Source organism: Prescottella sp. GW823-FHT02E09 (assembly GCF_058797375.1).
Genome location: NZ_JBXAJP010000004.1, coordinates 519,799 through 540,952, shown reverse-complemented (window position 1 = coordinate 540,952; position 21,154 = coordinate 519,799). Strand labels below are relative to the sequence as shown.

General features: G+C 69.5%; 19 protein-coding genes. 9 read left to right on the top strand and 10 right to left on the bottom strand.

What is annotated here, in order from left to right; all coding sequences use genetic code 11:
- Nucleotides 1-16 precede the first annotated feature (16 nt).
- Complete coding sequence (locus tag AC1RIF_RS13185) at nt 17-250, top strand: lipopolysaccharide assembly protein LapA domain-containing protein (protein WP_492601801.1); 234 nt, start codon at nt 17-19, stop codon at nt 248-250.
- Between the two features lie 9 nt (nt 251-259).
- Here AC1RIF_RS13185 and AC1RIF_RS13180 read toward each other — a convergent pair whose 3' ends face one another.
- Nucleotides 260-856, bottom strand: coding sequence for a TetR/AcrR family transcriptional regulator (locus AC1RIF_RS13180; RefSeq protein ID WP_492601800.1), 597 nt, complete (start codon nt 854-856; stop codon nt 260-262).
- A 111-nt stretch (nt 857-967) separates the two neighbouring features.
- On the opposite strand from AC1RIF_RS13180, the gene AC1RIF_RS13175 reads away from it, so the two are divergent.
- The 4 genes from AC1RIF_RS13175 to AC1RIF_RS13160 all read left to right on the top strand — a co-directional run bounded on the left by AC1RIF_RS13175 (nt 968) and on the right by AC1RIF_RS13160 (nt 4,330).
- The gene (locus AC1RIF_RS13175) at nt 968-1,786 is read left to right on the top strand and encodes an enoyl-CoA hydratase-related protein (protein ID WP_492601799.1); all 819 of its coding nucleotides are present in this window, start codon (nt 968-970) and stop codon (nt 1,784-1,786) included.
- 24 nt (nt 1,787-1,810) lie between these two features.
- Nucleotides 1,811-2,581 (top strand): SDR family NAD(P)-dependent oxidoreductase, encoded by a 771-nt coding sequence (locus tag AC1RIF_RS13170; RefSeq protein ID WP_492601798.1) that lies wholly within the window; start codon nt 1,811-1,813, stop codon nt 2,579-2,581.
- Between the two features lie 114 nt (nt 2,582-2,695).
- Complete coding sequence (locus AC1RIF_RS13165) at nt 2,696-3,484, top strand: SDR family NAD(P)-dependent oxidoreductase (protein WP_492601797.1); 789 nt, start codon at nt 2,696-2,698, stop codon at nt 3,482-3,484.
- Between the two features lie 153 nt (nt 3,485-3,637).
- Nucleotides 3,638-4,330 (top strand): type 1 glutamine amidotransferase domain-containing protein, encoded by a 693-nt coding sequence (locus AC1RIF_RS13160; RefSeq protein ID WP_492601796.1) that lies wholly within the window; start codon nt 3,638-3,640, stop codon nt 4,328-4,330.
- A gap of 12 nt (nt 4,331-4,342) precedes the next feature.
- Here AC1RIF_RS13160 and AC1RIF_RS13155 read toward each other — a convergent pair whose 3' ends face one another.
- Together AC1RIF_RS13155 and AC1RIF_RS13150 are read right to left on the bottom strand one after the other, a co-directional pair.
- Entirely contained in the window at nt 4,343-5,272 is a 930-nt protein-coding gene (locus AC1RIF_RS13155) for an NADP-dependent oxidoreductase (protein ID WP_492601795.1), read from the bottom strand.
- A gap of 74 nt (nt 5,273-5,346) precedes the next feature.
- A complete protein-coding gene (locus AC1RIF_RS13150; protein ID WP_492601794.1) occupies nt 5,347-6,501 on the bottom strand; it encodes a 3-ketosteroid-9-alpha-monooxygenase, oxygenase component in 1,155 nt (384 codons plus the stop codon).
- 262 nt (nt 6,502-6,763) lie between these two features.
- On the opposite strand from AC1RIF_RS13150, the gene AC1RIF_RS13145 reads away from it, so the two are divergent.
- Nucleotides 6,764-7,618, top strand: a complete 855-nt coding sequence (locus AC1RIF_RS13145; RefSeq protein WP_492601793.1) for an alpha/beta hydrolase — start codon at nt 6,764-6,766, stop codon at nt 7,616-7,618.
- Between the two features lie 411 nt (nt 7,619-8,029).
- On the opposite strand, the gene AC1RIF_RS13140 is transcribed toward AC1RIF_RS13145, so the two are convergent.
- Nucleotides 8,030-9,007, bottom strand: coding sequence for a DUF2889 domain-containing protein (locus AC1RIF_RS13140; protein ID WP_492601792.1), 978 nt, complete (start codon nt 9,005-9,007; stop codon nt 8,030-8,032).
- A 286-nt stretch (nt 9,008-9,293) separates the two neighbouring features.
- Here AC1RIF_RS13140 and AC1RIF_RS13135 point away from each other — a divergent pair, with 286 nt between their 5' ends.
- Nucleotides 9,294-11,789, top strand: coding sequence for a LuxR C-terminal-related transcriptional regulator (locus tag AC1RIF_RS13135; RefSeq protein WP_492601791.1), 2,496 nt, complete (start codon nt 9,294-9,296; stop codon nt 11,787-11,789).
- 80 nt (nt 11,790-11,869) lie between these two features.
- The gene (locus AC1RIF_RS13130; protein WP_492601790.1) at nt 11,870-13,483 is read left to right on the top strand and encodes an MFS transporter; all 1,614 of its coding nucleotides are present in this window, start codon (nt 11,870-11,872) and stop codon (nt 13,481-13,483) included.
- Between the two features lie 6 nt (nt 13,484-13,489).
- On the opposite strand, the gene AC1RIF_RS13125 is transcribed toward AC1RIF_RS13130, so the two are convergent.
- From AC1RIF_RS13125 to AC1RIF_RS13100, 6 genes are all read right to left on the bottom strand, one after another.
- Entirely contained in the window at nt 13,490-14,407 is a 918-nt protein-coding gene (locus AC1RIF_RS13125; protein WP_492601789.1) for an urease accessory protein UreD, read from the bottom strand.
- Nucleotides 14,404-15,054, bottom strand: a complete 651-nt coding sequence (ureG, locus tag AC1RIF_RS13120; RefSeq protein WP_492601788.1) for an urease accessory protein UreG — start codon at nt 15,052-15,054, stop codon at nt 14,404-14,406. The genes AC1RIF_RS13125 and ureG overlap by 4 nt, the downstream gene beginning before the upstream one ends.
- A gap of 19 nt (nt 15,055-15,073) precedes the next feature.
- Nucleotides 15,074-15,763: an urease accessory protein UreF gene (locus AC1RIF_RS13115; RefSeq protein WP_492601787.1), complete on the bottom strand. Its 690-nt coding sequence runs from the start codon at nt 15,761-15,763 to the stop codon at nt 15,074-15,076.
- A 7-nt stretch (nt 15,764-15,770) separates the two neighbouring features.
- Entirely contained in the window at nt 15,771-17,936 is a 2,166-nt protein-coding gene (ureC, locus tag AC1RIF_RS13110; RefSeq protein ID WP_492601786.1) for an urease subunit alpha, read from the bottom strand.
- Between the two features lie 108 nt (nt 17,937-18,044).
- Nucleotides 18,045-18,824 carry a sirohydrochlorin chelatase gene (locus tag AC1RIF_RS13105; protein ID WP_492601785.1) on the bottom strand — a complete coding sequence of 260 codons (780 nt, stop codon included), beginning with the start codon at nt 18,822-18,824 and terminating at the stop codon, nt 18,045-18,047.
- A 4-nt stretch (nt 18,825-18,828) separates the two neighbouring features.
- Nucleotides 18,829-19,134 (bottom strand): urease subunit gamma, encoded by a 306-nt coding sequence (locus AC1RIF_RS13100; protein ID WP_492601784.1) that lies wholly within the window; start codon nt 19,132-19,134, stop codon nt 18,829-18,831.
- Between the two features lie 349 nt (nt 19,135-19,483).
- Here AC1RIF_RS13100 and AC1RIF_RS13095 point away from each other — a divergent pair, with 349 nt between their 5' ends.
- Nucleotides 19,484-21,088 carry an ABC transporter substrate-binding protein gene (locus tag AC1RIF_RS13095; RefSeq protein ID WP_492601783.1) on the top strand — a complete coding sequence of 535 codons (1,605 nt, stop codon included), beginning with the start codon at nt 19,484-19,486 and terminating at the stop codon, nt 21,086-21,088.
- The last annotated feature ends 66 nt before the right edge of the window (nt 21,089-21,154 follow it).

Genomic DNA, 21,154 nt, shown 5'->3' with positions numbered 1-21,154 from the left:
GAGCTAGTCTCGGGCGATGACCACCCAGAAGTCCGATTCGATCCTGAACCGCGTGTCGCCGACCCAGTGGGGTGCGCTCGCGCTCGCGGTGCTGGCGATCATCTTCGTGGCCCAGAACCGGCAGAGCGTGTCGATCTCGCTGTTCTTCATCTCGGTGACGTCGCCGCTGTGGTTGACGCTCCTCGTGATCTTCGCGGTCGGCTGGCTCGTGGGGATGCTGACCACGCGGCGGCGCAAGCAGGCCAAGTAGACCCGCGCGCTAGCGGGTGGCGCGGACCCCGTCCAGCACCAGACCGACCAGGTACTCGACGAGATCGTCCTCGCTCCAGTCCGGCCGCACGAGGGTCAGCGTCGTCAGCGCGCCGCGCAACGTGTCCATCACGAGGGCGCCGTCCGCGCCGGGCCGGATCTCACCGGATTGGATTGCCCGGTCGAAGACTTCGACATACCGGGCTCGCACGGGCGCGATGAACCTTCGCTCCGCCTCGTCCTGCAGGGTCGGCTCTGCCACCATGTCGGCGATCAGGCCCGGCATGCCCCGCCGGTACTCCGGAAGGGAATGCAGCGCCACCATGTCCCGGACCATCGCGGTGAACGTGACACGGAACGGCGCATCCACCGCAACAGCTTTCGCCGACAACGGCTCCCGACGAAACAACGCCTCCTGTACGAGAGCCGCTCTCGACCCCCACCACTGATAGAGAAGTGGCCGTCCGACGTTCGCACGACGCGCGACGGCCGCGAGCGTGATCGCCTCGTAGCCTTCCTCGATCAACAGTTCGGTGGTGGCTGCCAGGACTGCGCGGTGACGGTCCGGATCGCGCGGCCGCCCGCGCCCGCTTGCCCGCTCCGTCACGCGCGCCTCCTCGTCCACCGATCATGCTCCTGACAAATTACCTTACATCGTGTATTGCTAATGGTGGGGCGCGCCTCCCCGGCGCTCCCTCGAACGATGCGGAGCCTGCACATGCCCTTGATCGATACCTTCCGGCCGACCCCGTCCGTCGCCGTGCTGACCCTCGACAGGCCGGAACGCCTCAACGCACTCAGCTTCGCTCTGGTCGAGGAACTGCACGATGCCCTGTCGGCGATCGAATACGACAATGCCTGCCGCGTCGTGGTACTCACAGGCGCCGGACGCGGATTCTGCGCCGGCCTGGACCTCAAGGACACCACGCTGACCGCGCCCACCGCCGCGGGAATGACCGCACCCGCCGCGTCGCTGCGCACTCAGGAGTACATCGCCTCGCTGGTACCGCGAATCCGGCGTCTCCCGCAGACCGTGATCGCGGCCGTGAACGGACCCGCATTCGGCGGCGGCCTCGCGCTCGCCGCGGCAGCCGACATCCGGATCGCCGCGGACTCGGCACGGTTCGGCGTGCAGTTCATCAAGGTCGGCATCTCCGGCTGCGACATCGGAATCAGCTATACACTTCCCCGGATCGTCGGCGGCGGACGGGCAACCGAACTGATAACCACTGCAAGAGAGTTCGACGCCGCCGAGGCGGAACGCATCGGATTCGTGACACAGCTCGTCCCGGCGGACGACCTGCTGGACACCGCCCTCGGACTAGCCGAGAACCTGTGCCACCACAGCCCGTTCGGACTCGAGATGACGAAGCAGGTACTGGTAGCCAACGCCGACGCCGCGAACATAGATCAGGCGATCGCACTCGAGAACCGCACCCAGATCCTCGCCGGCACGGGCGGCGAGTTCACCGAAGCGGTCACCGCATTCACAGAGCGACGCGCACCTTCCTGGGCCGCTGCGCCGAATCACCCGTAGAACACCGAGAGAGGGACATCCACCGTGAACCGTGAAAAGCTCGGCACTCTGTTCGACCTCACCGGCCGCACCGCCGTCGTCACCGGCGGCACCCGCGGTATCGGGCTCGCCCTCGCCGAGGCCTACGTGGCAGCGGGCGCGAACGTCGTCGTCGCCAGCCGCAAGGCGGAGGCGTGCACGAGGACCGAGCAGCACCTGAAGGACATGGGCGGCAACGCACTCGGGGTACCCACCCATCTCGGTGAACTGGACGACCTCACCACGCTGGTCGACCGTTCGGCGGACACCTTCGGGGGCATCGACATCCTCGTCAACGCGGCCGCGAACCCGCTCACGCAGCCGCTGGGCGCGTTCACGCCCGACGCGTGGAGCAAGTCCTACGACGTCAACCTGCGGGGCCCGGTGTTCCTCACCCAGGCCGCGCTGCCGCACCTCGAGGCCAGCCCACACGCGGCGGTCCTCAACGTGATCTCGGTGGGCGCGTTCATGTTCTCGCCGGGGGTCGCGATGTACGCGGGCGCCAAGAGCGCCCTGCTGTCGTTCACCCGATCCATGGCGGCGGACTTCGCACCCCGCGGCATCCGGGTCAACGCGCTCGCCCCCGGATCCGTCGACACCGACATGGTCCGCAACAATCCGCCCGAGGCCATCGAGGCGATGCGCACCGTATCGCTGCAGAAGCGGATCGCCGATCCCGACGAGATGGTCGGTCCCGCACTGCTCCTCACGTCCGATGCGGGCAGCTACATCACCGGTCAGGTCCTCATCGCGGACGGCGGAACCGTCGTGCACTGACCCTGGGTGTGACCCGGCCCACTGAGCGAGAAGCGCACTTCCCATCTCCGTCCGGACGCGGGATGGTCTGCCCCGAACCGGACAGTCCGGTTCGGGGCAATTCTCGGAGGACGCATGGCACGGCTCGACGGCAAGATCGCGATCATCACGGGTGCGGCGCAGGGTATGGGCGCCGCAACGGCCCGCCTCTTCGTCGCGGAGGGCGCCCGCATCGCGCTCGGCGACGTGCTCGAGGACAAGGGCCGCGCGCTGGCCGAGGAACTGGGCGACGCCGCGTTCTTCGCGCCGCTCGACGTGAGCAGCGAGGCGTCGTGGACCGCGTTCGCCGACCGGACGGTCGAGCGGTTCGGCGGCCTGGACATCCTGGTCAACAACGCCGGCGTCATGCACTGGTCGCCGATCGAGGATCTCGACGTCGCGCGGACCGAACGCCTGCTCGACATCAACGTGCTCGGAAATCTCCTGGGCGCCAAGACCGTCGTGCCGACGATGAAGCGGGCCGGCCGCGGCGTCATCGTCAACATCTCGTCGGTGGACGGCCTGCGCGGCGTCAACGGGCTCGCCGCCTACACCGCCAGCAAGTGGGCGGTGCGCGGCCTGACGAAGGCGCTCGCGTACGAACTCGGCCCGGCCGGCATCCGGGTGTGCTCGGTGCACCCGGGCGGGGTGGACACCACGCTCGGCAATCCCGGCGGTCTCAGCGGCGACGACCTGCAGAGCAAGTACACCGGTGTGCCGCTGCAGCGCATCGGCGAGTCCGAGGACATCGCGCGGGCCACCTTGTTCGTCGCGAGCGACGAAGCGTCGTACATCTCGGGCGCCGAACTGGCCGTCGACGGCGGCTGGTCGGCCGGCACCTACTACCCGGGCCTGCCGGGCACCCCGGCGGCGCTGCTCCCCTGACCCACCGGTGGCCGCCGCCCGCCCGGCGGCGGCCCCGACGCACGGGCGAATCCGGCATGCCGGGCCGATCGGGCCACCCGCTGGTGGTCGCCACCGAGGGCTCGTAACGTGGAGGCGGGGACGGACACCGCAGGACCGACGGAGGAGTTCACCGTGGCCGACAAGAGGATCCTGATCATCGTCACCAGCGTCGGAGAGTACGAGAAGGCCGGGTACCGCACCGGCCTGTGGCTCGGCGAGCTGACGCACTTCTGGGACTACGCGGAACACGCCGGCGCGTCGCTGACGATCGCGAGCATCGCCGGTGGCGCCGTTCCGCTCGACCCGGAGAGCCTCTCCCACGACGTGCTGGCCGACGGCGGGACCGGAAGTCGTTACGCCGACCGGGAATTCATGGACATGCTGGACAACACGGTCTCGGTCGCCGACGTCTCGGCCGCCGACTTCGACGCCATCTACCTCACCGGCGGACACGGCGTCATGTTCGATTTCCCGGACAGCCCCGAGCTCGGCCGACTGCTGCGCGAGTTCCACGAGGGCGGCAAGATCGTCTCGGCGGTCTGCCACGGTCCGGCCGGACTGCTCGGCGCCACGCTGAGCAGCGGCGAACATCTCGTCGCCGGAAGGAATGTCACCGGATTCTCCTGGCCGGAGGAGGAACTCGCGCAACGCGCGGACGCCGTCCCGTTCAGCCTGCAGGAGAAGCTCGAGGACCGCGGGGCCGTCTACTCGTTCACCGCCCAGCCGTTCGCGCCGCACGTGGTCGAGGACGGTCTCCTGGTGACCGGCCAGAATCCGGGGAGCGCCCGGCCCGTGGCCGAGGCGGTCGTCCGACTGCTCGGCTGAGGTCCGCCGGGTCTACGGCAGCAGCACGAACTTCCCACGCGCATGCGGTTTCCGCAGTGCCCGGTGCGCTTCGGCCGCATCGACGAGCGGGAATCGGGTTCCGACGATCACGTCGAGGCCGCCGTGCCCGGCCATGTCGACCAGGATCGGGCGGGCCTCGCGACGAATCCGGGCGCTGTCCTCGTTTCCGGCCCCGATGGCCAGGAATCCGTCCTGCTGCGCGCGACCGAACGCGACGATGGTGACGATCCGGTCCAGATCGACCCCCAGTGCGAGCGACGCGTCGACGACCTCGTCGGTACCGACCGTGTCGATCACGGCGTCCACCCCCTCGGGTGCCAGCTCGGCGATGCGCGCGGGCAGGTCCTCGCCGGGGAGAACGGGAATCGCGCCGAGCGTGCGGAGAAAGTCGTGATGCACGGGCCACGCCACCCCCAGGACGACCGCACCGCGGGCCGCTGCCAGTTGCACGGCCAACTCGCCGACTCCGCCGGCCGCACCGTGGATCACGACGACGTCGCCCTCGACGACACCGGTGACGGTCAGCGCCTCGACGGCCGTCGTTCCCGCCGCCAGCAGGCACGCCGCGCACTCCCACGACACCGAATCGGGCTTGGGCAGCACGTCTTCGGCGGGCACCACGACCTGCTCGGCGTACGCGCCCTCGCCGGCGTAGACGATCACTTCGTCGCCTGTCCGGACGGACCGGACGTTGTCGCCGACAGCGGCGACAACGCCGGACCCTTCCACGCCCGGGCGGACGGGCAGTCGTGCGGGGTCGTGACCGAACTCCCCGCTGTAGAGCTTGTAGTCGATCGGGTTCACCCCGATCGCCCTCATCCGGACCACCACGTCACCGGAACCGGGCGCCGGGATGTCCCGATCGACCACCTCGAGGACCTCGGGTCCTCCGTACGCGTTCGCGACCACGGTCTTCGCCATAACCGAAGAACCCTGGCCTGGCGACGCGATATTCCCCTCGCCGCGTAACGGTTACGCGCTTTTACCTGCGGTAACTAGTTGGATGCGGCGGCCGCGGCGGTGCGGCGCTCGATGTTCTCCGCGACCTCCCGCCTCCAGGCCGCGACGGGCTTGGTGGTGTCCATCTCGAACTCGAAGCGGTTCACCATGTCCGGCGTGACGTCCGCGACGTCGACGTAGAACTGCTCGTACCAGCGGCGCAGCTGGTAGACGGGGCCGTCCTCCTCGCACAGCAGCGGGTTCTCGATCCGGGTCTTGTTCTTCCAGATCGCGACGTCCTGCTCGAATCCGATCGTGATGTACGACGCCATCGAGGTCGCCAGCGCCTGCGCCTTCTCGCCGCGGATGTCGTCGGTCTGCTTGACCTTGATGCCGTACATGAGCACGAACTTGTTCGGCGCGATCGGGTAGTGGCAGTTGATCAGGATCGAATCGATCGAGAAGTCCGGGTAGTGATAGGTCAGCTCGTCGATCATGAAGGACGGTCCGTAGTACGCGGCGACGGAACTGTTGCCCGTCGACGCCGCCTGACCGTTCGCGCTCGGCCGTGCCATGTCCTCGCGGCCGACACCCTCGTAGTACTGGGTGGCGACGTGGCCCTCGAAGATGTTCTTGAACTTGATCGGGAAACCGAAGTGCACGTAGAAGAAGTGCGCCATGTCGACCACATTGTCGATGATCTCTCGACAGTTGGTGTCGATGGTGATTTCCTTCCACACCCAGTCGGTCCACTCCTCACCGGGTGCGGTCATCTCCGGGATCGTGACCTCGGCCGGCGGCGGATTGCCCTCGGGGTCGTGCCAGATGAACACCAGCCCGTCCTCGACCATCGTGGTCCACGCCCGGGTCCGGGCCAGCGGGGGCACCCGGCGGGCATACGGGATGTCGGTGCACTTGCCCTTGCCGTTCCACCGCCAGTCGTGGAACGGGCACGCCACCGAGTCGCCCTTGACCTCGCCCTGGCTCAGGTCGCCACCCATGTGGCGGCAGTACGCGTCGAGCACCTGGAGCTCGCCCTGGCTGTCGGCGAAGACCACCAGCTTGGTGCCGAACGCGTGCACCGGGTGCGGCTTGCCGTCGCTCAGGTCCCGCGCGAGTCCGACGCAGTGCCAACCCCGCGCGAATCGCGTCGGCGCCTCACCCGCGTCGATCATCCGAACTTCTTCGCTATCCGTCTCCATCGCCGTCATGTCCGCTCCCCGAATCCCTTTCAGTGAAATCGTTCGTTCGTTCGATCAGCCGTTCGGCAATCATGTGTTCCGGTTCACAATCCGACAGGTGTCCGGTGACAGTGACATGAATCTCACTCAATGGGACCGAATCGGACCATTTGTCCTCGATTGGTGACCAAAGTCCATACGAATCCGGCGATTGATCGCCCTTTCCGGCGGCGGCCGGGGCATCGTGGAGGAAGCACTGGGTACGCGATCCACGACCCGGAAGGATCCGACGATGACCGACACCCCCTCGGCGCAGTCACCCGATCCGACGGCCTCGCACGGTGCGCCGCCGGTCATGTTCGTCCACGGCCTGTGGCTGGCCGCCTCGTCGTGGGATCCGTGGCGCGAGAAGTTCGGCGCGGCAGGGTTCCCGACCCTCGCCCCCACCTGGCCCGGCGAGGCGCCGACCGTCACCGACACCCGCGCCCACGCCGAGGACCAGGCCGGCGTCGGGATCGACGAGATCACCGCCCATTTCGCCGAGGCGATCGCCCCGCTGGGGCGCAAACCGATCGTCGTCGGGCACTCGTTCGGCGGCCTGGTCGCCCAGAAGCTCCTGGCCGCGGACGTCGCCGCCGCCGCGGTCGCGATCGACCCCGCACAGATCCAAGGTGTGAAGGCGCTCCCGTTCGCGCAGCTGCGCTCCTCGTTCGCGGTCCTCGGCAACCCCGTCAACGCCAAACGCAGCGTCACGCTCACCCCGGACGCCTTCGCCTACGGCTTCGGCAATGCGCTCGACCGGAGCGAGTCCGACTCGCTGTACGACCACTGGGCCATCCCGTCCCCGGGCAGGCCGCTGTTCCAGGCAGCCTTCGCCAACCTCCTGCCGGGCTCGCCCGCCCACGTCGACACCGACGTCGAACGCGGGCCCCTGCTGATCCTCGGTGGCGGCCAGGACCATACGGTGCCCGAATCGGTCAGCCGCTCGGCACACCGCCGGTATCACCGGGCCCACACCGACAACGACTACCTCGTCTTCCCGGACCGCGGTCACTCACTGACCGTCGACCACGGCTGGCCCGAGGTGGCGGACACCGTGATCGAGTGGCTGGCGACGAAGGGATTCGGCGCCTCCCTCAGCCACTGACCGGGGCGAGGCCCGGCCGGGCGGACCTGCATCCGACCACTACCGTGGGCGCATGACAGATCTCGATCTGCCGCGGACGTCGTCCCGATAGCCGTCATCCTGGATCGTTCTGGCGCTCGCGGTCTCACCGTGGTGGCTGCTGACGTTGGTGTTCACGCCACTGGTCGGTTGGTCCCGGGTCCACCTCGGAGACCACACGCGGGGTAGGTCGTCGTCGGCGCCCTCGCCGGGGCGCTCGCCGCCGGCCTGACCCACGCGTCCAGCGCGTAGGAGTGCCGATCCTCGGCGCGGCCCCCGGTCAGGCCGAGCGGTCGACCCGAATCGTCTGCTGTGGAACGGCACTCGCCGAGCGAACCAGGATCTCATCGGTGACACCGGCGGGCCGCGGCCGCCGCAGCGGCAGCCGGAAGGTCAGTCCGCGATGCTCCGCAGCAGGTCGTTGAGGTGGGTGCAGGTGTCGACACCACGGAACTCCCGCCGCACCCGCGCCTCCACCTCGGCGAGCGTCATTCCGACGAGGCGACCGGCGCTCGCGACGGCACCCGGACAGTCGAACCACGGCAGCACGTGCGGCGTCGCGACGGCGTCGCTCACGATGCCGGTCTCGACGTCCGCGATCACCGTCAGTCGGTACTCGTGGATCACGGTCTCGACCCCGTCGGCGCGGCCGGAGGTGTCACGGAACATTGCGTCGACGTGCAACGCGCCGTCGACGACCCAGCGGTCGATGCGCCGACGTCGGCGCATCGAGTGCGGGGCGAGCGGAGCCGGCAGCCGGCCGAAGGCGTCGTCGATGGGAGGCGCGACCGGGCCGTCGGCGACGGGGCTGCGCCCACGCACCGCGATCGTCGCGATGAGTACGCCACTATCGGCGTATCCGGCGCACTGGTCGCCGACGGGAACGTATCCGGTACTCGCAGTTACGCTTTGCGCGTCGAGTTCGCTCGCCGCGGATACCGCGTGCCCGGAGATGAGGGTGCCCAACGGCACGTCGTCGAGCAGCGCCGCCAGTGGCGTACCTCGACGGGCGGCACCGCCCGCGACGACCGCACCCAGGCGTCCGCGGAATCCCGCGATGGCGGACTCACCGACGAGACCCACGAGCTCCGGGGCGGCGGGCACGGTCTCCAGGGCGGTCAGAACACGGCCGTGGTGGTAGTCGACAGCCGCACGGAGAGTTGCGGTTTCGCGAACCGACGGCACCCGCTCCCCGTCGACCTCGAAATCCCACGCCTGCCCCGACAGTTCGAGTGCGCCACCGATCCCGCTCGGCCGGGCCAGGTCCAGAACCGTGACGCGCCGACGGGAGATCGCTCGCGGCCCGGGCACCTCCGTCTGCGGTCCGCGTACCGAGCCGTGCAACGTGGGGTCCGGTACACGATCACTCATACCGACGACCGTGCCCCGGATCCCGGACACGGTCAAGACACATTCTCACCCGCCGGGAAGAGAGGGCGAGAACAGACCGGTCTTTTCGGTTTGCGATGATCGGACTCGAACAGGTTGATGGAGCGGATGTCCGTGTTTGCCCGCCATCGTGACTGACGGCAGGCACAATCGAGACCGAAACGGGGGGTGGTTCTTGATAAGACAGCGTCGAGACGACCAGTATCCCGGACCCCCGTCGCGTCGCAGTTCGGCGTGGGCGCCACCCCGGAAGCGCCTGCTCGCCCGTTTGGATCGCAACTCTCCGATCACCGTCATCCGCGCACCGCAGGGATTCGGCAAGCTCGATCTCGTCACATCGTGGTTGGACGCATCCCGCCCGGACTTCCGTGTGGTGCTGTGGATTCCGGCCCCCGCCACGATCGGAGACTCCGAGACGTACTGGACCGGCGTGCTGGACCGCATCCGCACCGCGGGCGTCATTGCCGGGGAACCGAATCCGAGCGGCGGAACCTCGGCAGCCGAGTCGGTGCGCGAATACCTCGCGCGGAGCGGGGCGCCGGTGCTTCTCGTGATGCTGCGAGTCGATCTGGTCCACGACGACCGGATCGAAGAGGAGATCCTCCATCTGCTCGACCGCTGTCACAACGTCAACATCGTCGCCACCACGTGCGGGCGGTCGCTGTTCGGCGATCCGATCCGTGTGGAGCCGACGCACGAACTCATCCTCCCGCGCGATCTGCTCTACACCCGCGAGGACGCCCGGGACCTGTTCGCGCACTCCGGCATAAGTCTCGAGCCGGGCGAACTGGACTACATTCTCGAACGCGTCGGCTCGTTGCCGGCACTCATGCGGGTCGCGGTCGTGGTCGCCAAGACGCTTCCCGACGCCGCCGACCGGCGGGCACTACTCGCACGTCGGCTCGACGACGCGGTCGACCGATACGTGCATTCCGCTGTCCTGGCACACCTTTCGATTGACTCCGAACGCGATTTCGTCATCGCGGTGGCATCCGCCCACGTCATCACACCGGACGTCGCGACATTACTCACCGGGATCGGCGACGCGGCCCGGCAGCTCGAGTCACTCGAAACCGCCGGGATCGTCAACCATTGCGAAACGGCCCTCGAGGACGCCTGGGAGTTCGCGCCCGCGATCCGGGACCGGCTGATCGCCGCACAGGCGTCGGTCGGTATCCAGCCCGCGTCGAACCTGACGAAACTCGCCCGGCACGCCCTCGAGCGGGGGGACATCGCCGGGGGACTGTCGTACGCGGCCGAAGCCCGTGACTGGAACCTCGCGATCGAGCTGATCGACAGCCACTGGGTGGATCTGGTCTGCCGCCATTTCGCGGTGCTGCGTGCCGTCCTGCCGGAACTTCCGGAGGACCGGCTCGATTCACATCCCGTGATCGAGGCCGGGCGCGATCTGCTCGCGCGACTCGGCGCGCAGTCCCGCGTCCCGCCGCGCAGCCCGAGGGACCTCGAGACACCCGCAGCCGGTCCGGGGCCCGAGCACCCACTCGGCATCGGTTGCGTACAGGCGCTCATGCTGCGACTGGCGGGCGAGCACGAGCGCGCCGCGGAGCTGACCCGTCGGCTGTCACATCTGGTTCGCGGAGCACTGGACGCCCGGCCCGACGAGGTCGGACCCCTGCTTCCGGCCATACGGCTGCAGTGGGGCATCACGTACCAACTCGCGGGTGCCTTCGCCGAATCGACGGTCGAACTCCGCCTCGCCCACCGCGGCGCCCTGGCAGGGCGGAACCATGGCGTGGCACGCCACGCCGCCGGGAATTCCGCAATGAACTGGGCTGTCGTCGGCGACCCGGGACGCGCCACCGAATGGCTCGAACTCGAGGACGCCCATCCGGACCCGGACGGCTGGCTCGAGCCGCGGGCCGAGGTAGGCGGCCTGGTCGCCCGCACCCTGGTCGCCCTGGACCGGCTGGACTTCACGGCGGCCGCCGCCCGGCTCGACGAGCTGGGCGAGGCTTCCGAGCGAGAAGAGCTGTGGGCGTTCGTGACCTACGCGCACGGACGGTTCGCGTTGGCCGCCGGCCACGCGCATGCGGGATTGGCCGTCCTGCAGCGGGCGGTCGCATCGCATGCCGCGGTGCTGCGTCCCGGATCGACGATCGCACTGGTGATGACCGCCCTCGAGGTCGATCTGTGCCTGGCGCTTGGCGAAGGCAACCGGGCCCTGTCCGTCCTCTCCGCGCATACTCCCGACGAACCGATCCTCGCGGCCACCGCGGCCCGCGCCCGCCTGCTCACCGGCGCGCCGACGGCGGCACTGGCGCTGTGCCGCAAGTTCGATTGGTTCAGCTACCCGTTCACCCGCACACAGGTGGAGGCACTCCTCGTCGAGGCCGCCGCTCGCCGGGCCCTGGGCGAGAACGCCGCCGCGACGCGGGCATGGGAGCGGGCGGCCGCCATCGCCGATCGCGCCGGGCTGGTGAGCACGCTCGCGACGGTGCCGCGGGCATTGCTGACCGCACTCGACACCGCCGCGGCGAACCGGTCCTCGGCCGCGCGCATCCTGCTCGCGTCCGATGCTCCCGAGATGTACCCGGCGGCCGTGCACCACGTCGACCTGACCGCGCGCGAACGGGCCGTACTCGCCGAACTGGCGGTTGGCCTGTCGACGGTCGAGATGGCCCGCAAGCTGTTCGTGTCGACCAATACGATCAAGAGCCAGTTGCGTTCGCTCTACCGGAAGATCGGCGCGCACTCCCGCGACGAAGCGTTGGAGATCGCCTACCGCACCGGTCTGATCGACTGAAAGCCGTTCGGGAGGTCTCGTCGGCACCGTGTATCGGTAGATCCGCACCGCAGCGCGCCCCGGCCCTGCTTCAATCAGGTATGGGCCCACGCGCGGGGCAGTCGGTCGGATCCAGGGCGACACTCGTCCTGGCGACCCTGTCGGCCGGTCAGTTCCTGATGACCCTCGACAGCTCGGTGATGAACGTGTCGATGGCGATGGTCGCATCCGACCTCGGAACCACGATCACCGGCATCCAGACGGCGATCACGCTGTACACCCTGGTGATGGCGACGCTGATGATCACCGGCGGCAAGATCGGGAGCATCGTGGGCCGCCGCCGGGCGTTCGCGATCGGACTCGTCGTCTACGGCGCGGGGTCGCTCACCACCGCGCTCGCCCCGAACCTCACGGTCCTGCTGATCGGCTGGTCGCTGCTCGAGGGCGTAGGTGCGGCGCTCATCATGCCCGCCATCGTGGCGCTCGTCGCGTCCAACTTTCCTCCCGAGAGACGCTCGAGCGCATACGGATTGGTTGCCGCATCCGGCGCGATCGCCGTCGCTGCGGGACCGCTGATCGGCGGCGCCGTGACCACCTTCGCGTCGTGGCGCTACGTCTTCGCCGGCGAGGTGGTGCTGGTGCTGCTGATCCTGCCGGTGCTCCGCCGGATCGAGGACGCTCCACCGTCGCGGGTGCGCCTCGACCTGGTCGGGTCGCTGCTGTCGGTGGTCGGTCTGGGACTGGTCGTGTTCGGTGTGCTGCGGTCCGGCGAATGGGGTTGGCTGCGCAGCCGACCCGGCGGACCCGAGATGTTCGGTCTGTCCCCCGTGTTCTGGCTCGTCCTCGCCGGACTCCTGGTGGTCTACGCCTTCATGAGGTGGGAGGCGCGCCTGACCCGCCTGGGGCGGGAGCCGTTGCTCGACACCCGACTGCTCGGCAACCGGCAACTGTCCGGCGGCCTGACGATGTTCTTCGCGCAGTTCCTGGTCCAGGCCGGTGTCTTCTTCGCGGTGCCGCTGTTCCTGTCCGTCGTGCTCGAGCTCAGCGCGCTGCAGACCGGGGTCCGCCTGCTACCGCTGTCGATCGCGCTGCTCCTGGCCGCCATCGGCATCCCGAAGGTGTGGCCGCACGCCTCGCCGCGGCGCGTCGTCCGCCTCGGGTTGGCGTCCATGATCGTCGGGATCCTCATCCTGGCGGCCGGCATGGATCCCGGCGCCAACGCGGGCGTCGTCGCGGTCCCGATGCTCCTGATGGGCCTGGGGCTGGGGGCGCTCGCCTCCCAGCTGGGCGCGGTCACCGTGTCGGCGCTGCCCGATTCGCGCAGCGCCGAGGTGGGCGGGCTGCAGAACACCGCCACGAACCTCGGCGCCTCCCTGGGCACCGCGCTCGTCGGATCGGTCCTGATCGCGACCCTCAGCGCCTCGATCGTCGCCGGGATCCAGAACGATCCTCGGGTACCCGACAGCGTCCAGCAGCAGGCCGAGACCGATCTCGCGAGCGGTGTGCCGTTCCTCAGCGACACCCAGCTCGACGCCGCCCTCCGCGACGCCGGGGTCGATCCGGCGGTCACCGACGCCGTGGTCGACGCGAACACCGACGCCCGACTCGAGGCCCTGCAGAGCGCGTTGTCGGTGGCGGCGCTGCTCGCCGTCGCCGCGCTGTTCGGCACCGGGCGCATACCCAGCAGACCCGTCGGGGCCGACGAACAGGACTGAGCGTGATCAGGTTCGGCGGATGTGCGGTGCCGGCACCCCGACCAGGAGCCGACGCGCGGCGTCCCAGGCGCGCCGCACCACGGCGCTCACCGCCTCGGTGTCGGGTCCGAGCACGCGGATCCACGCGCCGCAGTCCTCCGGCAGGATGCTCACCCCGGCGTGGACGCCGTCCGCCGCGCCGTCGATCGCCGCGTGCAGTGCGTCGGCGAGGGCGGTCACGGTGGCGAGGGGGCTGACCACGTACAGCGTCCCCATGACGTCGTGGTCGGCGAAGACCGCCGGTCCGGTCACGCCGCTACCGGACGGGTGCAGCCGGATCGTGTCCACGGCGAGCAGGTCGCCGTCGGGCCGCACGATCTCGAGGTCCGAGGACAGCACGTCGTAGTCGTGCCGTTCCCCGCGCGCCAACCGTCCCGCGAGCACCGTCTCGCCGACGATCACGGTGGCGGTCGGATGGACCGTCACCTCCGTCCGCTGGTGCAGGCGGGCGCCGCCGAACGGGATCAACGGTTCGGGCAGGTACTCGACGAACGCGCCCTCCCCGGCCCGCAGCCGAACCGACTGCGTCGCGTAGTCGGTGTCCATGCGCTGCACCTTGGTGGACGCCTGCGTGGTGAGATGCACCGATGTGCCCGGGCCACAGTCGAAGTCGAATCGCATGCGGTCGCCCTGCACCAGCCCGCCACCCGTCGACATCAGGTACACGACGGGCAGGTCGGGGCGCTCGGGATCGACGTACAGCGGACGCATGATCTGCAGCGGCGGTTGCTGCTGGTGGTGCGTCAGCTCGGTCCGGCCACCGAGGACCGCGAAGCCCAGCTCGAGGATCCCGTTCTTGCCCGGACTGCCGACCGGCAGCGTCTCGGGTGTGCCGGCGTACGCACCCACCACACCGGGCACGTCCGGGACCTCCGGCGTGCTCATGCCGGTTTCCTGAACGTGTCGAGGAAGTCCGCGATCTGCTCGAGCCCCTGCCCGGTCAGGCAGTTCGTCAACTGCACCGGACGACCGTCGCGGACCCGGTACGCGTCCGACTCCATCACGGACACGTCGGCGCGCACGTACTGCGCGATGTCGATCTTGTTGATCACCAACAGATCCGACTCGGTGATGCCCGGCCCACGCTTGCGCGGCATCTTCTCGCCCTCGGCGGTGTCGAGGACGAACAGGAACAGATCGACCAGTACCGGGCTGAACGTGAGCGTGAGGTTGTCGCCGCCCGACTCGTACAGCAGAGTGTCGACGTCGGGGAACTGGTCGAGCAGTTCGGCACCGGCGGCCAGGTTCATCGTCGGATCGTCACGGACCGCGGTGTGCGGGCACGCGCCGGTCTCCACGCCCACCACCTTTGCGGGGTCGAGGATTCCGTCGAGGGTGCGCCGGACGTGCTGGGCGTCCTCCTGCGTGTAGATGTCGTTGGTGATCACGGCGGGGCTGTATCCGCGCGCGGTCAGGACGGGGACGAGCGCCTCGATGAGCGCGGTCTTGCCCGAGCCCACCGGCCCGCCGATTCCGACCCTGAGAACCCCGGAAGGCCCTCCAAGTTCGGAAAACTCGGAAAACTCGGTCATGTCATCTCCTTCTCCGGTGTCAGCTGACGAACAGGCGGGCATCGGCCCGCTCGTGCCGAGCCGACATCACATCGGCGACGGGTGTGCACCCGCCGATATCGTCGAGTTCGCGCCGTAGTGCCGCCGCGGTGACCTCCTCGATCACCGGGGCGGCGTCGGCCAGGATGCGTTGTGCACGCAGGTGATCGGTGAGGCGCAGTCGCAGCGCGGCCCCGACGAGGCTCGTCGCGAACGCGAACAGGTCACCGGCCACGGCCTGCGCCGCCTCGATTCCGCACCCGGCCGCCACGACCCCGGTCACGACGGGCTGTGTCCCGGGGGTGCGCTTGGCGCTCACCGCGTCCGCGAACTCGTCGATGTCGCTGCGGCCGAACGTCTGCCGCGACACCGACAACATCTGGTGCCCGGTCCGGGTGCACGCCCGCCGCAACTCCCGATTGAGCTTGGTGGCGTACAGCCGCCGGTCCACCCGGTGCAGTCGCTCCGCATCGCGGTCGCGGACGGCGGCGTGCGCCAACGCCACCGCGGTCGCGTCCGACGGTCCCACCGAGTTCCGTAGCAGGTCGGCCAGCAGGTCCGGCAGCGTCTCGGGCGTGACGGACTTGGACTGCGCGTAGCCCTCGAGCCCGTGCGAGAGCGTGTAGAAGCCCGCCGGGAACGCGGAGTCGGTGAGCTGGAGGGTCACCAGCAGTGCGGCCACATCGGTCATGTCCGGCTCACGCGATGTAGAACAGTTGGGTGAGCGGAAGACGCTGCGCCGGAGCGATCGTCGCGGTCTTGCCGTCGGCGCGGACGTGGTAGGTGTCCGGGTCGACGGTGATGTGAGGCGTCGCGGTGTTGCGGACCATGTCCTGTTTGCCGATCGAGCGGCAGTTCCGCACCGCCACCACCGGGGACTGCAGTCCGAGCTGCGCCGGGACACCCGCGTCCAGGGCGGCCTGCGAGACGAAGGTCAGGCGGGTGGACCGCATCGCCGCACCCAGCGCCCCGTACATCGGCCGGTAACGCACCGGCTGCGGCGTCGAGATCGAGCCGTTGGGATCGCCCATCAGCGACCAGCAGATCAGGCCGCCCTTGAGGATCAGGCTCGGCTTGGCACCGAACGAATGCACCGGCCACAGCACGATGTCCGCAAGCTTGCCGGGTTCGAGCGAGCCGACGTGGTCGGCGATACCCGCCGCGAGCGCGGGGTTGATCGTCGTCTTCGCGACGTAACGCAGGATGCGTTCGTTGTCGTTGCGGGACGTGCCGTCGGCGGCGGTGTCCTCGGGCAGCGGGCCGCGCTGGTCCTTGCAGTGGTGCGCGGTCTGGATCGCCCGTGTCCAGATCTCCCCGACCCGGCCCATCGCCTGCGAGTCGGACGAGAAGATGGAGATGACGCCGTCGTCGTGCAGCACGGTCTCGGCCGCGATGGTCTCGGCCCGCACCCGCGAGTCGGCGAACGAGACGTCCTCGGGAATGTCGTGCCGGAGGTGGTGGCACACCATCACCATGTCGAGCAGTTCGTCGACCGAGTTGATCGTGTACGGCAGCGTCGGATTGGTCGACGCCGGAAGCACGTTCGACTCCCCCGCCACCCTCAGGATGTCGGGTGCGTGCCCGCCGCCGGCCCCCTCGGTGTGGAACGTGTGGATGGTCCGCCCGTCGATCGCGGCGAGTGTGTCCTCGTAGAAGCCGGACTCGTTGAGGGTGTCGGCGTGGATCGCGACCTGGATGTCCATGTCGTCGGCGACGCGCAGCGCCGCGTCGATGGTGGCGGGAGTCGCGCCCCAGTCCTCGTGGATCTTGATCCCGCACAGCCCCGCCGCGATCTGCTCCGCCATCGCCGCGGGCAGCGACGTCGCCTTGCCCAGCAGCCCGACGTTGACCGGCAGTTCCTCGACGGCCTGCAGCATCCGGCCGATGTGCCACGGACCCGGAGTGCAGGTGGTGCCCTTGCTGCCGTCGGAGGGCCCGGTCCCGCCGCCGATCATCGTGGTCACGCCGTTGCTGAGGGCCTCGTCCACCTGCTGCGGCGCCAGGAAGTGCACGTGGGTGTCCACGGCGCCCGCGGTCGCGATCAGGTGCTCGCCCGAGATCACCTCGGTGCCGGGCCCGATCACCAGATCCGGATTCACCCCGTCCTGCGTGCGCGGATTACCGGCCTTGCCGATGCCGACGATCCGGCCGCCGCGGACACCGAGGTCGCCCTTGACGACGCCCAGGATCGCGTCGAGCACCACGACGTTGGTGATCACCAGGTCCAGCGCACCGGACGCCGCTGTCGCGGCGGGATCCTGCGCCATGCCGTCGCGGATCGCCTTGCCGCCGCCGTACACGGCCTCGTCGCCGAATGCGCCGGTATTGCAGTCTCGCTCGACCTCGACCACCAGGTTGGTGTCGGCGAGCGTGAAGCGATCGCCGACCGAGGGCCCGAACAGATCCACGTAGGTCCGACGAGGCAGCACCGCCGGCTCGGGCTCCGGGCGGTCCCCGCCGGCACCCGATTCGTCGACACCGGAGAGGAATCCGCGCTCACGGGCACGCCCGAACACCTGCTCCCGGACCCCCGGATCGTCCAGCGCGACGACGGTGTCGCCGCCGTCGTGCACCAGCCCGGCGAAGCCCGCCAGCTCCCGCGTGCCGCCGAACTCGCACAGCGTCACGGTGCGGGTGTCGCCCGGCTCGAACCGCACCGCGGTGCCCGAGGCGATATCGAGGTGCATCCCGTACGTCGCGGCGCGGTCGAACTGCAGCGCCCGGTTGACCTCGAAGAAGTGGTAATGCGAGCCCACCTGGACGGCGCGGTCGCCCACGTTCGACACCGTGACGACGACCCGGCGTCGACCGGTGTTGAGGGGCACCGGCTCGTGGGCGTAGAGGTTCTTCGCTCCCTCCGTCATGGCGGTGTCGCGTCCTTTCCGGCGGGCTCGCCCCGTCGCTGCAGTACTGAATGAAGAAGTCGGCTCCCGGTGTGATCGGAAGCCGAGGTGTGCGGTGTCGTCGAGCGGTCAGTGACCGTGACCGTGACCGTGGCCGTGGCCGTGGCCGTGGCTGTGGCCGTGGTCCTCGCCGGGTCCGTGGCTGTGGGCGAAACCCTGCCCGTGTTCAGCGCCCAGACCGGCGTCGATGCCGTCGTGCCCGTGTCCGAGCAGGTGCAGCGCATCCGAGACCCGGGCCGCGACGACCCCGCGCAGCGCCGCGTCACCGAGCAGTGGGCCGCCGTCGACAACACCCTCCCGAGGCGGGGGCGGATCCGCCCCGAGCCAGGCCGGGAGCACGGTGATCTCACGCGCACCCAGTCGACGGCACCGGTCGATACCCGCGACCAGGTCCGGATCGCCACCGAGCAGCGCGACCTCCACCAGACCGGAAGGTCCGAATTGTCGCACCAGCCGGGCGATTCGGAAGAGTTCGGCATCCTCGAACGGGCTTCCGGTGGGCGCAGCGACCAGCAGCGCGTCGGTGTTCGCCGCCACCGCCCGCCCGCGCAGCCATCCGACCAGATGGTCGGTTGCGCCCAGTGGCTGCGCGAGAGCCACCGGCGTCGAATTCGTCTCCCTGCGTGCCCAACTCAGTGCACGAGCGGCATCCGCGACGAGTCCGGGGTCGCGGCCGAGGGTCATCGGAACGACACACAACGGCTCGGAAGAGGCGGACCGCGCGGCCCCGATGGCCTCCGTCAGGGCGCGCCCACCTGCGACGACGCTCCAGACGGGGTCGATCCGGCGCAGATACGAGGTGTCGGGACACTCGTGTCCGCACACCAGGATCACGTTCGCGGCGGCCATCGGTTCATCCGCCGATCGGGTCGTGGCAGGACACCAGCTTGGTGCCGTCGACGAACGTGGCCTCCACCTGCACGAGTTGAGCCATGTCCCGCACGCCCGGCATCACATCGTCGCTGGTCAGCACCTGTCGGCCGAGCTGGGTGCACTCGGCGACGGTCCGACCGTCACGCGCGCCCTCGACGATCGCCTCGCTGATGAGCGCGACCGCTTCGCCGTAGTTGAGTTTCAGTCCCCGGTCCCGGCGGCGACGTGCCAGGTCGGCCACGACGTGGATGTAGAGCTTGTCCATCTCCCGGGGACTGAGGTTCATGCGGGCACTGTCCGTTCTCATCCACTGGGGATGCCTTGTTGGTGGGTGCCACGAGCCAGGAGGAGCGAGCGGAGCGATCCGGTCGCGAGCGCGTGCAGCAGCTTCGGTTCCTGGAATCTGGCGGCGCCCAACATCTTACAGATTTCTCGCGAGCTATCAAAGAAGGCCCCCGGGCGCGCAAACGGCCTGGTGAGCAAGGGTGTCCGTCACCGGAGTGCATCCGGAATGTGGCCGGACCGAGTCGAATTCGGGCGATCGGACTTGCGCCCGACTGCTACCTTCTCATCTGAACAGCCCCACATATGTCGGCTTCGTTCCCCCTCACCCAGACCCAACCACGGGGATGATCATGAAACTTGTTCCAGCTCTTTCCATTTTCTCGATTGCGACGATTGCCCTGGTCGGCTGCTCCACGCCCACGGCATCCGGTGATCGTGGCGGGACCGCGCTGGTGCTCGCGGACGGCTACGAGCTGGGCAACTACAACCCCGTCGCCGGCTTCGGCGAGGCCGGCGAGGCAAAGATGTACGACGGCCTGGTCCGGCTCAGCGGCGGCCAGGACACCGGTATCCCGACGCTCGAGCCCGCACTCGCGGCGGAGATGCCCGTCCCGAACCCCGACGCGACGGTGTGGACCGTCCGGATCCGCGACGGCGTCCGGTTCACCGACGGCACCACGCTCGGCCCCGAGGACGTGGTCGCGACCTATCGCGCGATCCTCGATCCCGCGTCCGCTTCACCGCTGGCCACGTCGTACGACATGCTCGAGTCGGTGGAGGCCACCGGGCCGGACACCGTCGAGTTCCGGCTCGCGTACCCGTACGCGCCGTGGCCGACGAAGCTGCTGCTCGGGATCGCGCCGTCCGAACGTCTCACCGGCGGCCCCGCCGAGCAGTCGCCCCTCAACAGTGAGCCCGTGGGCACGGGCCCCTACAAGCTGGTGTCGCTGCGCGCCGACCAGGCGGTGTACGAGGCCAACGAGGACTACTGGGACGGCGCACCGCAGGTGAAGAAGCTCACCGTGGTCTACGTGCCCGACGACAATGCCCGCGCGCAGCGGATGGCCGCCGGCGAACTGGACGGCGCGAACATCCCACCGCTCCTGGCGAACACGTTCGCGGACCGCTCCGGCTACGAGGTGGTCGCCAACACGTCCGCGGACTGGCGCGGCGTGACGCTGCCCGCCGACAACCCGGTCACGGCGGACCCGGCGATGCGGATGGCGCTCAACCTGGCCGTCGATCGGGACGCGATGGTCGCGAACATCCTCGGCGGCCACGGCCGGTCGGCATCCACCCCGGTCCCCGAGGTGTACGGCGACGCCTACGAGGCGGGCGCCGTGTTCCCGTTCGACCGCGCCCGGGCGGAGCAGATCCTGACCGACGCGGGCTGGGTGCCCGGCCCGGACGGGGTCCGCAGCAAGGACGGCGTCCGCGCCGAGTTCACGATCATGTACTTCCCGCAGGACACCCTGCGCCGGGACCTGTCGCAGGCGTTCGCGTCGGATGCGTCCGAGATCGGGGTGCGGGTGAACGTCGAGGCCGTGGACCGCGGCGTGTTCCCGGACCAGCTCACCACCAAGGCCGGGCTGCTCGGCGGCGGCGACCTGCCGTACGACCCGGACACCCAGCTGTACTCGACGCTGCACTCGTCGTACGCGCAACCGGGCGTCGGCAGCGGCTACGACAACGCCTCCGACTACGTGAACCAGCAGATCGACAGCGCACTCGACGACGCCCGCCGCAGCATCGACCCCGCGACCCGCGCCGCCGACTACCGCGCGGTGCAGAACGCGTACGTCGCCGATCCCGGCTACGTGATGCTGGTCTTCCTCGACCACACGTACGTGCTGCGCGAGAGCGACTGGACCGGGTCGACGCCGATCCTCGAGCCGCACAGTCACGGCGTCAACTGGGGTCCGTGGTGGAATCTGCGGAACTGGACCCGTCCGTGACGACGACGTCCGCCCCTCCTGAGGCCGCGACCGCCGCACCCCGGCGCGGGCTCCGGCCGCGGCGCC

Coding starts and splice junctions, on each gene's coding strand:
- ureC (WP_492601786.1), bottom strand. CDS start 17,936: ATGACGGAGGGAGCGAAGAACCTCTACGCCCACGAGCCGGTGCCCCTC.
- AC1RIF_RS13175 (WP_492601799.1), top strand. CDS start 968: ATGCCCTTGATCGATACCTTCCGGCCGACCCCGTCCGTCGCCGTGCTG.
- AC1RIF_RS13155 (WP_492601795.1), bottom strand. CDS start 5,272: ATGGCGAAGACCGTGGTCGCGAACGCGTACGGAGGACCCGAGGTCCTC.
- AC1RIF_RS13165 (WP_492601797.1), top strand. CDS start 2,696: ATGGCACGGCTCGACGGCAAGATCGCGATCATCACGGGTGCGGCGCAG.
- ureG (WP_492601788.1), bottom strand. CDS start 15,054: ATGACCGAGTTTTCCGAGTTTTCCGAACTTGGAGGGCCTTCCGGGGTT.
- AC1RIF_RS13145 (WP_492601793.1), top strand. CDS start 6,764: ATGACCGACACCCCCTCGGCGCAGTCACCCGATCCGACGGCCTCGCAC.
- AC1RIF_RS13150 (WP_492601794.1), bottom strand. CDS start 6,501: ATGACGGCGATGGAGACGGATAGCGAAGAAGTTCGGATGATCGACGCG.
- AC1RIF_RS13125 (WP_492601789.1), bottom strand. CDS start 14,407: ATGAGCACGCCGGAGGTCCCGGACGTGCCCGGTGTGGTGGGTGCGTAC.
- AC1RIF_RS13115 (WP_492601787.1), bottom strand. CDS start 15,763: ATGACCGATGTGGCCGCACTGCTGGTGACCCTCCAGCTCACCGACTCC.
- AC1RIF_RS13140 (WP_492601792.1), bottom strand. CDS start 9,007: ATGAGTGATCGTGTACCGGACCCCACGTTGCACGGCTCGGTACGCGGA.
- AC1RIF_RS13100 (WP_492601784.1), bottom strand. CDS start 19,134: ATGAACCTCAGTCCCCGGGAGATGGACAAGCTCTACATCCACGTCGTG.
- AC1RIF_RS13095 (WP_492601783.1), top strand. CDS start 19,484: ATGAAACTTGTTCCAGCTCTTTCCATTTTCTCGATTGCGACGATTGCC.
- AC1RIF_RS13185 (WP_492601801.1), top strand. CDS start 17: ATGACCACCCAGAAGTCCGATTCGATCCTGAACCGCGTGTCGCCGACC.
- AC1RIF_RS13105 (WP_492601785.1), bottom strand. CDS start 18,824: ATGGCCGCCGCGAACGTGATCCTGGTGTGCGGACACGAGTGTCCCGAC.
- AC1RIF_RS13130 (WP_492601790.1), top strand. CDS start 11,870: ATGGGCCCACGCGCGGGGCAGTCGGTCGGATCCAGGGCGACACTCGTC.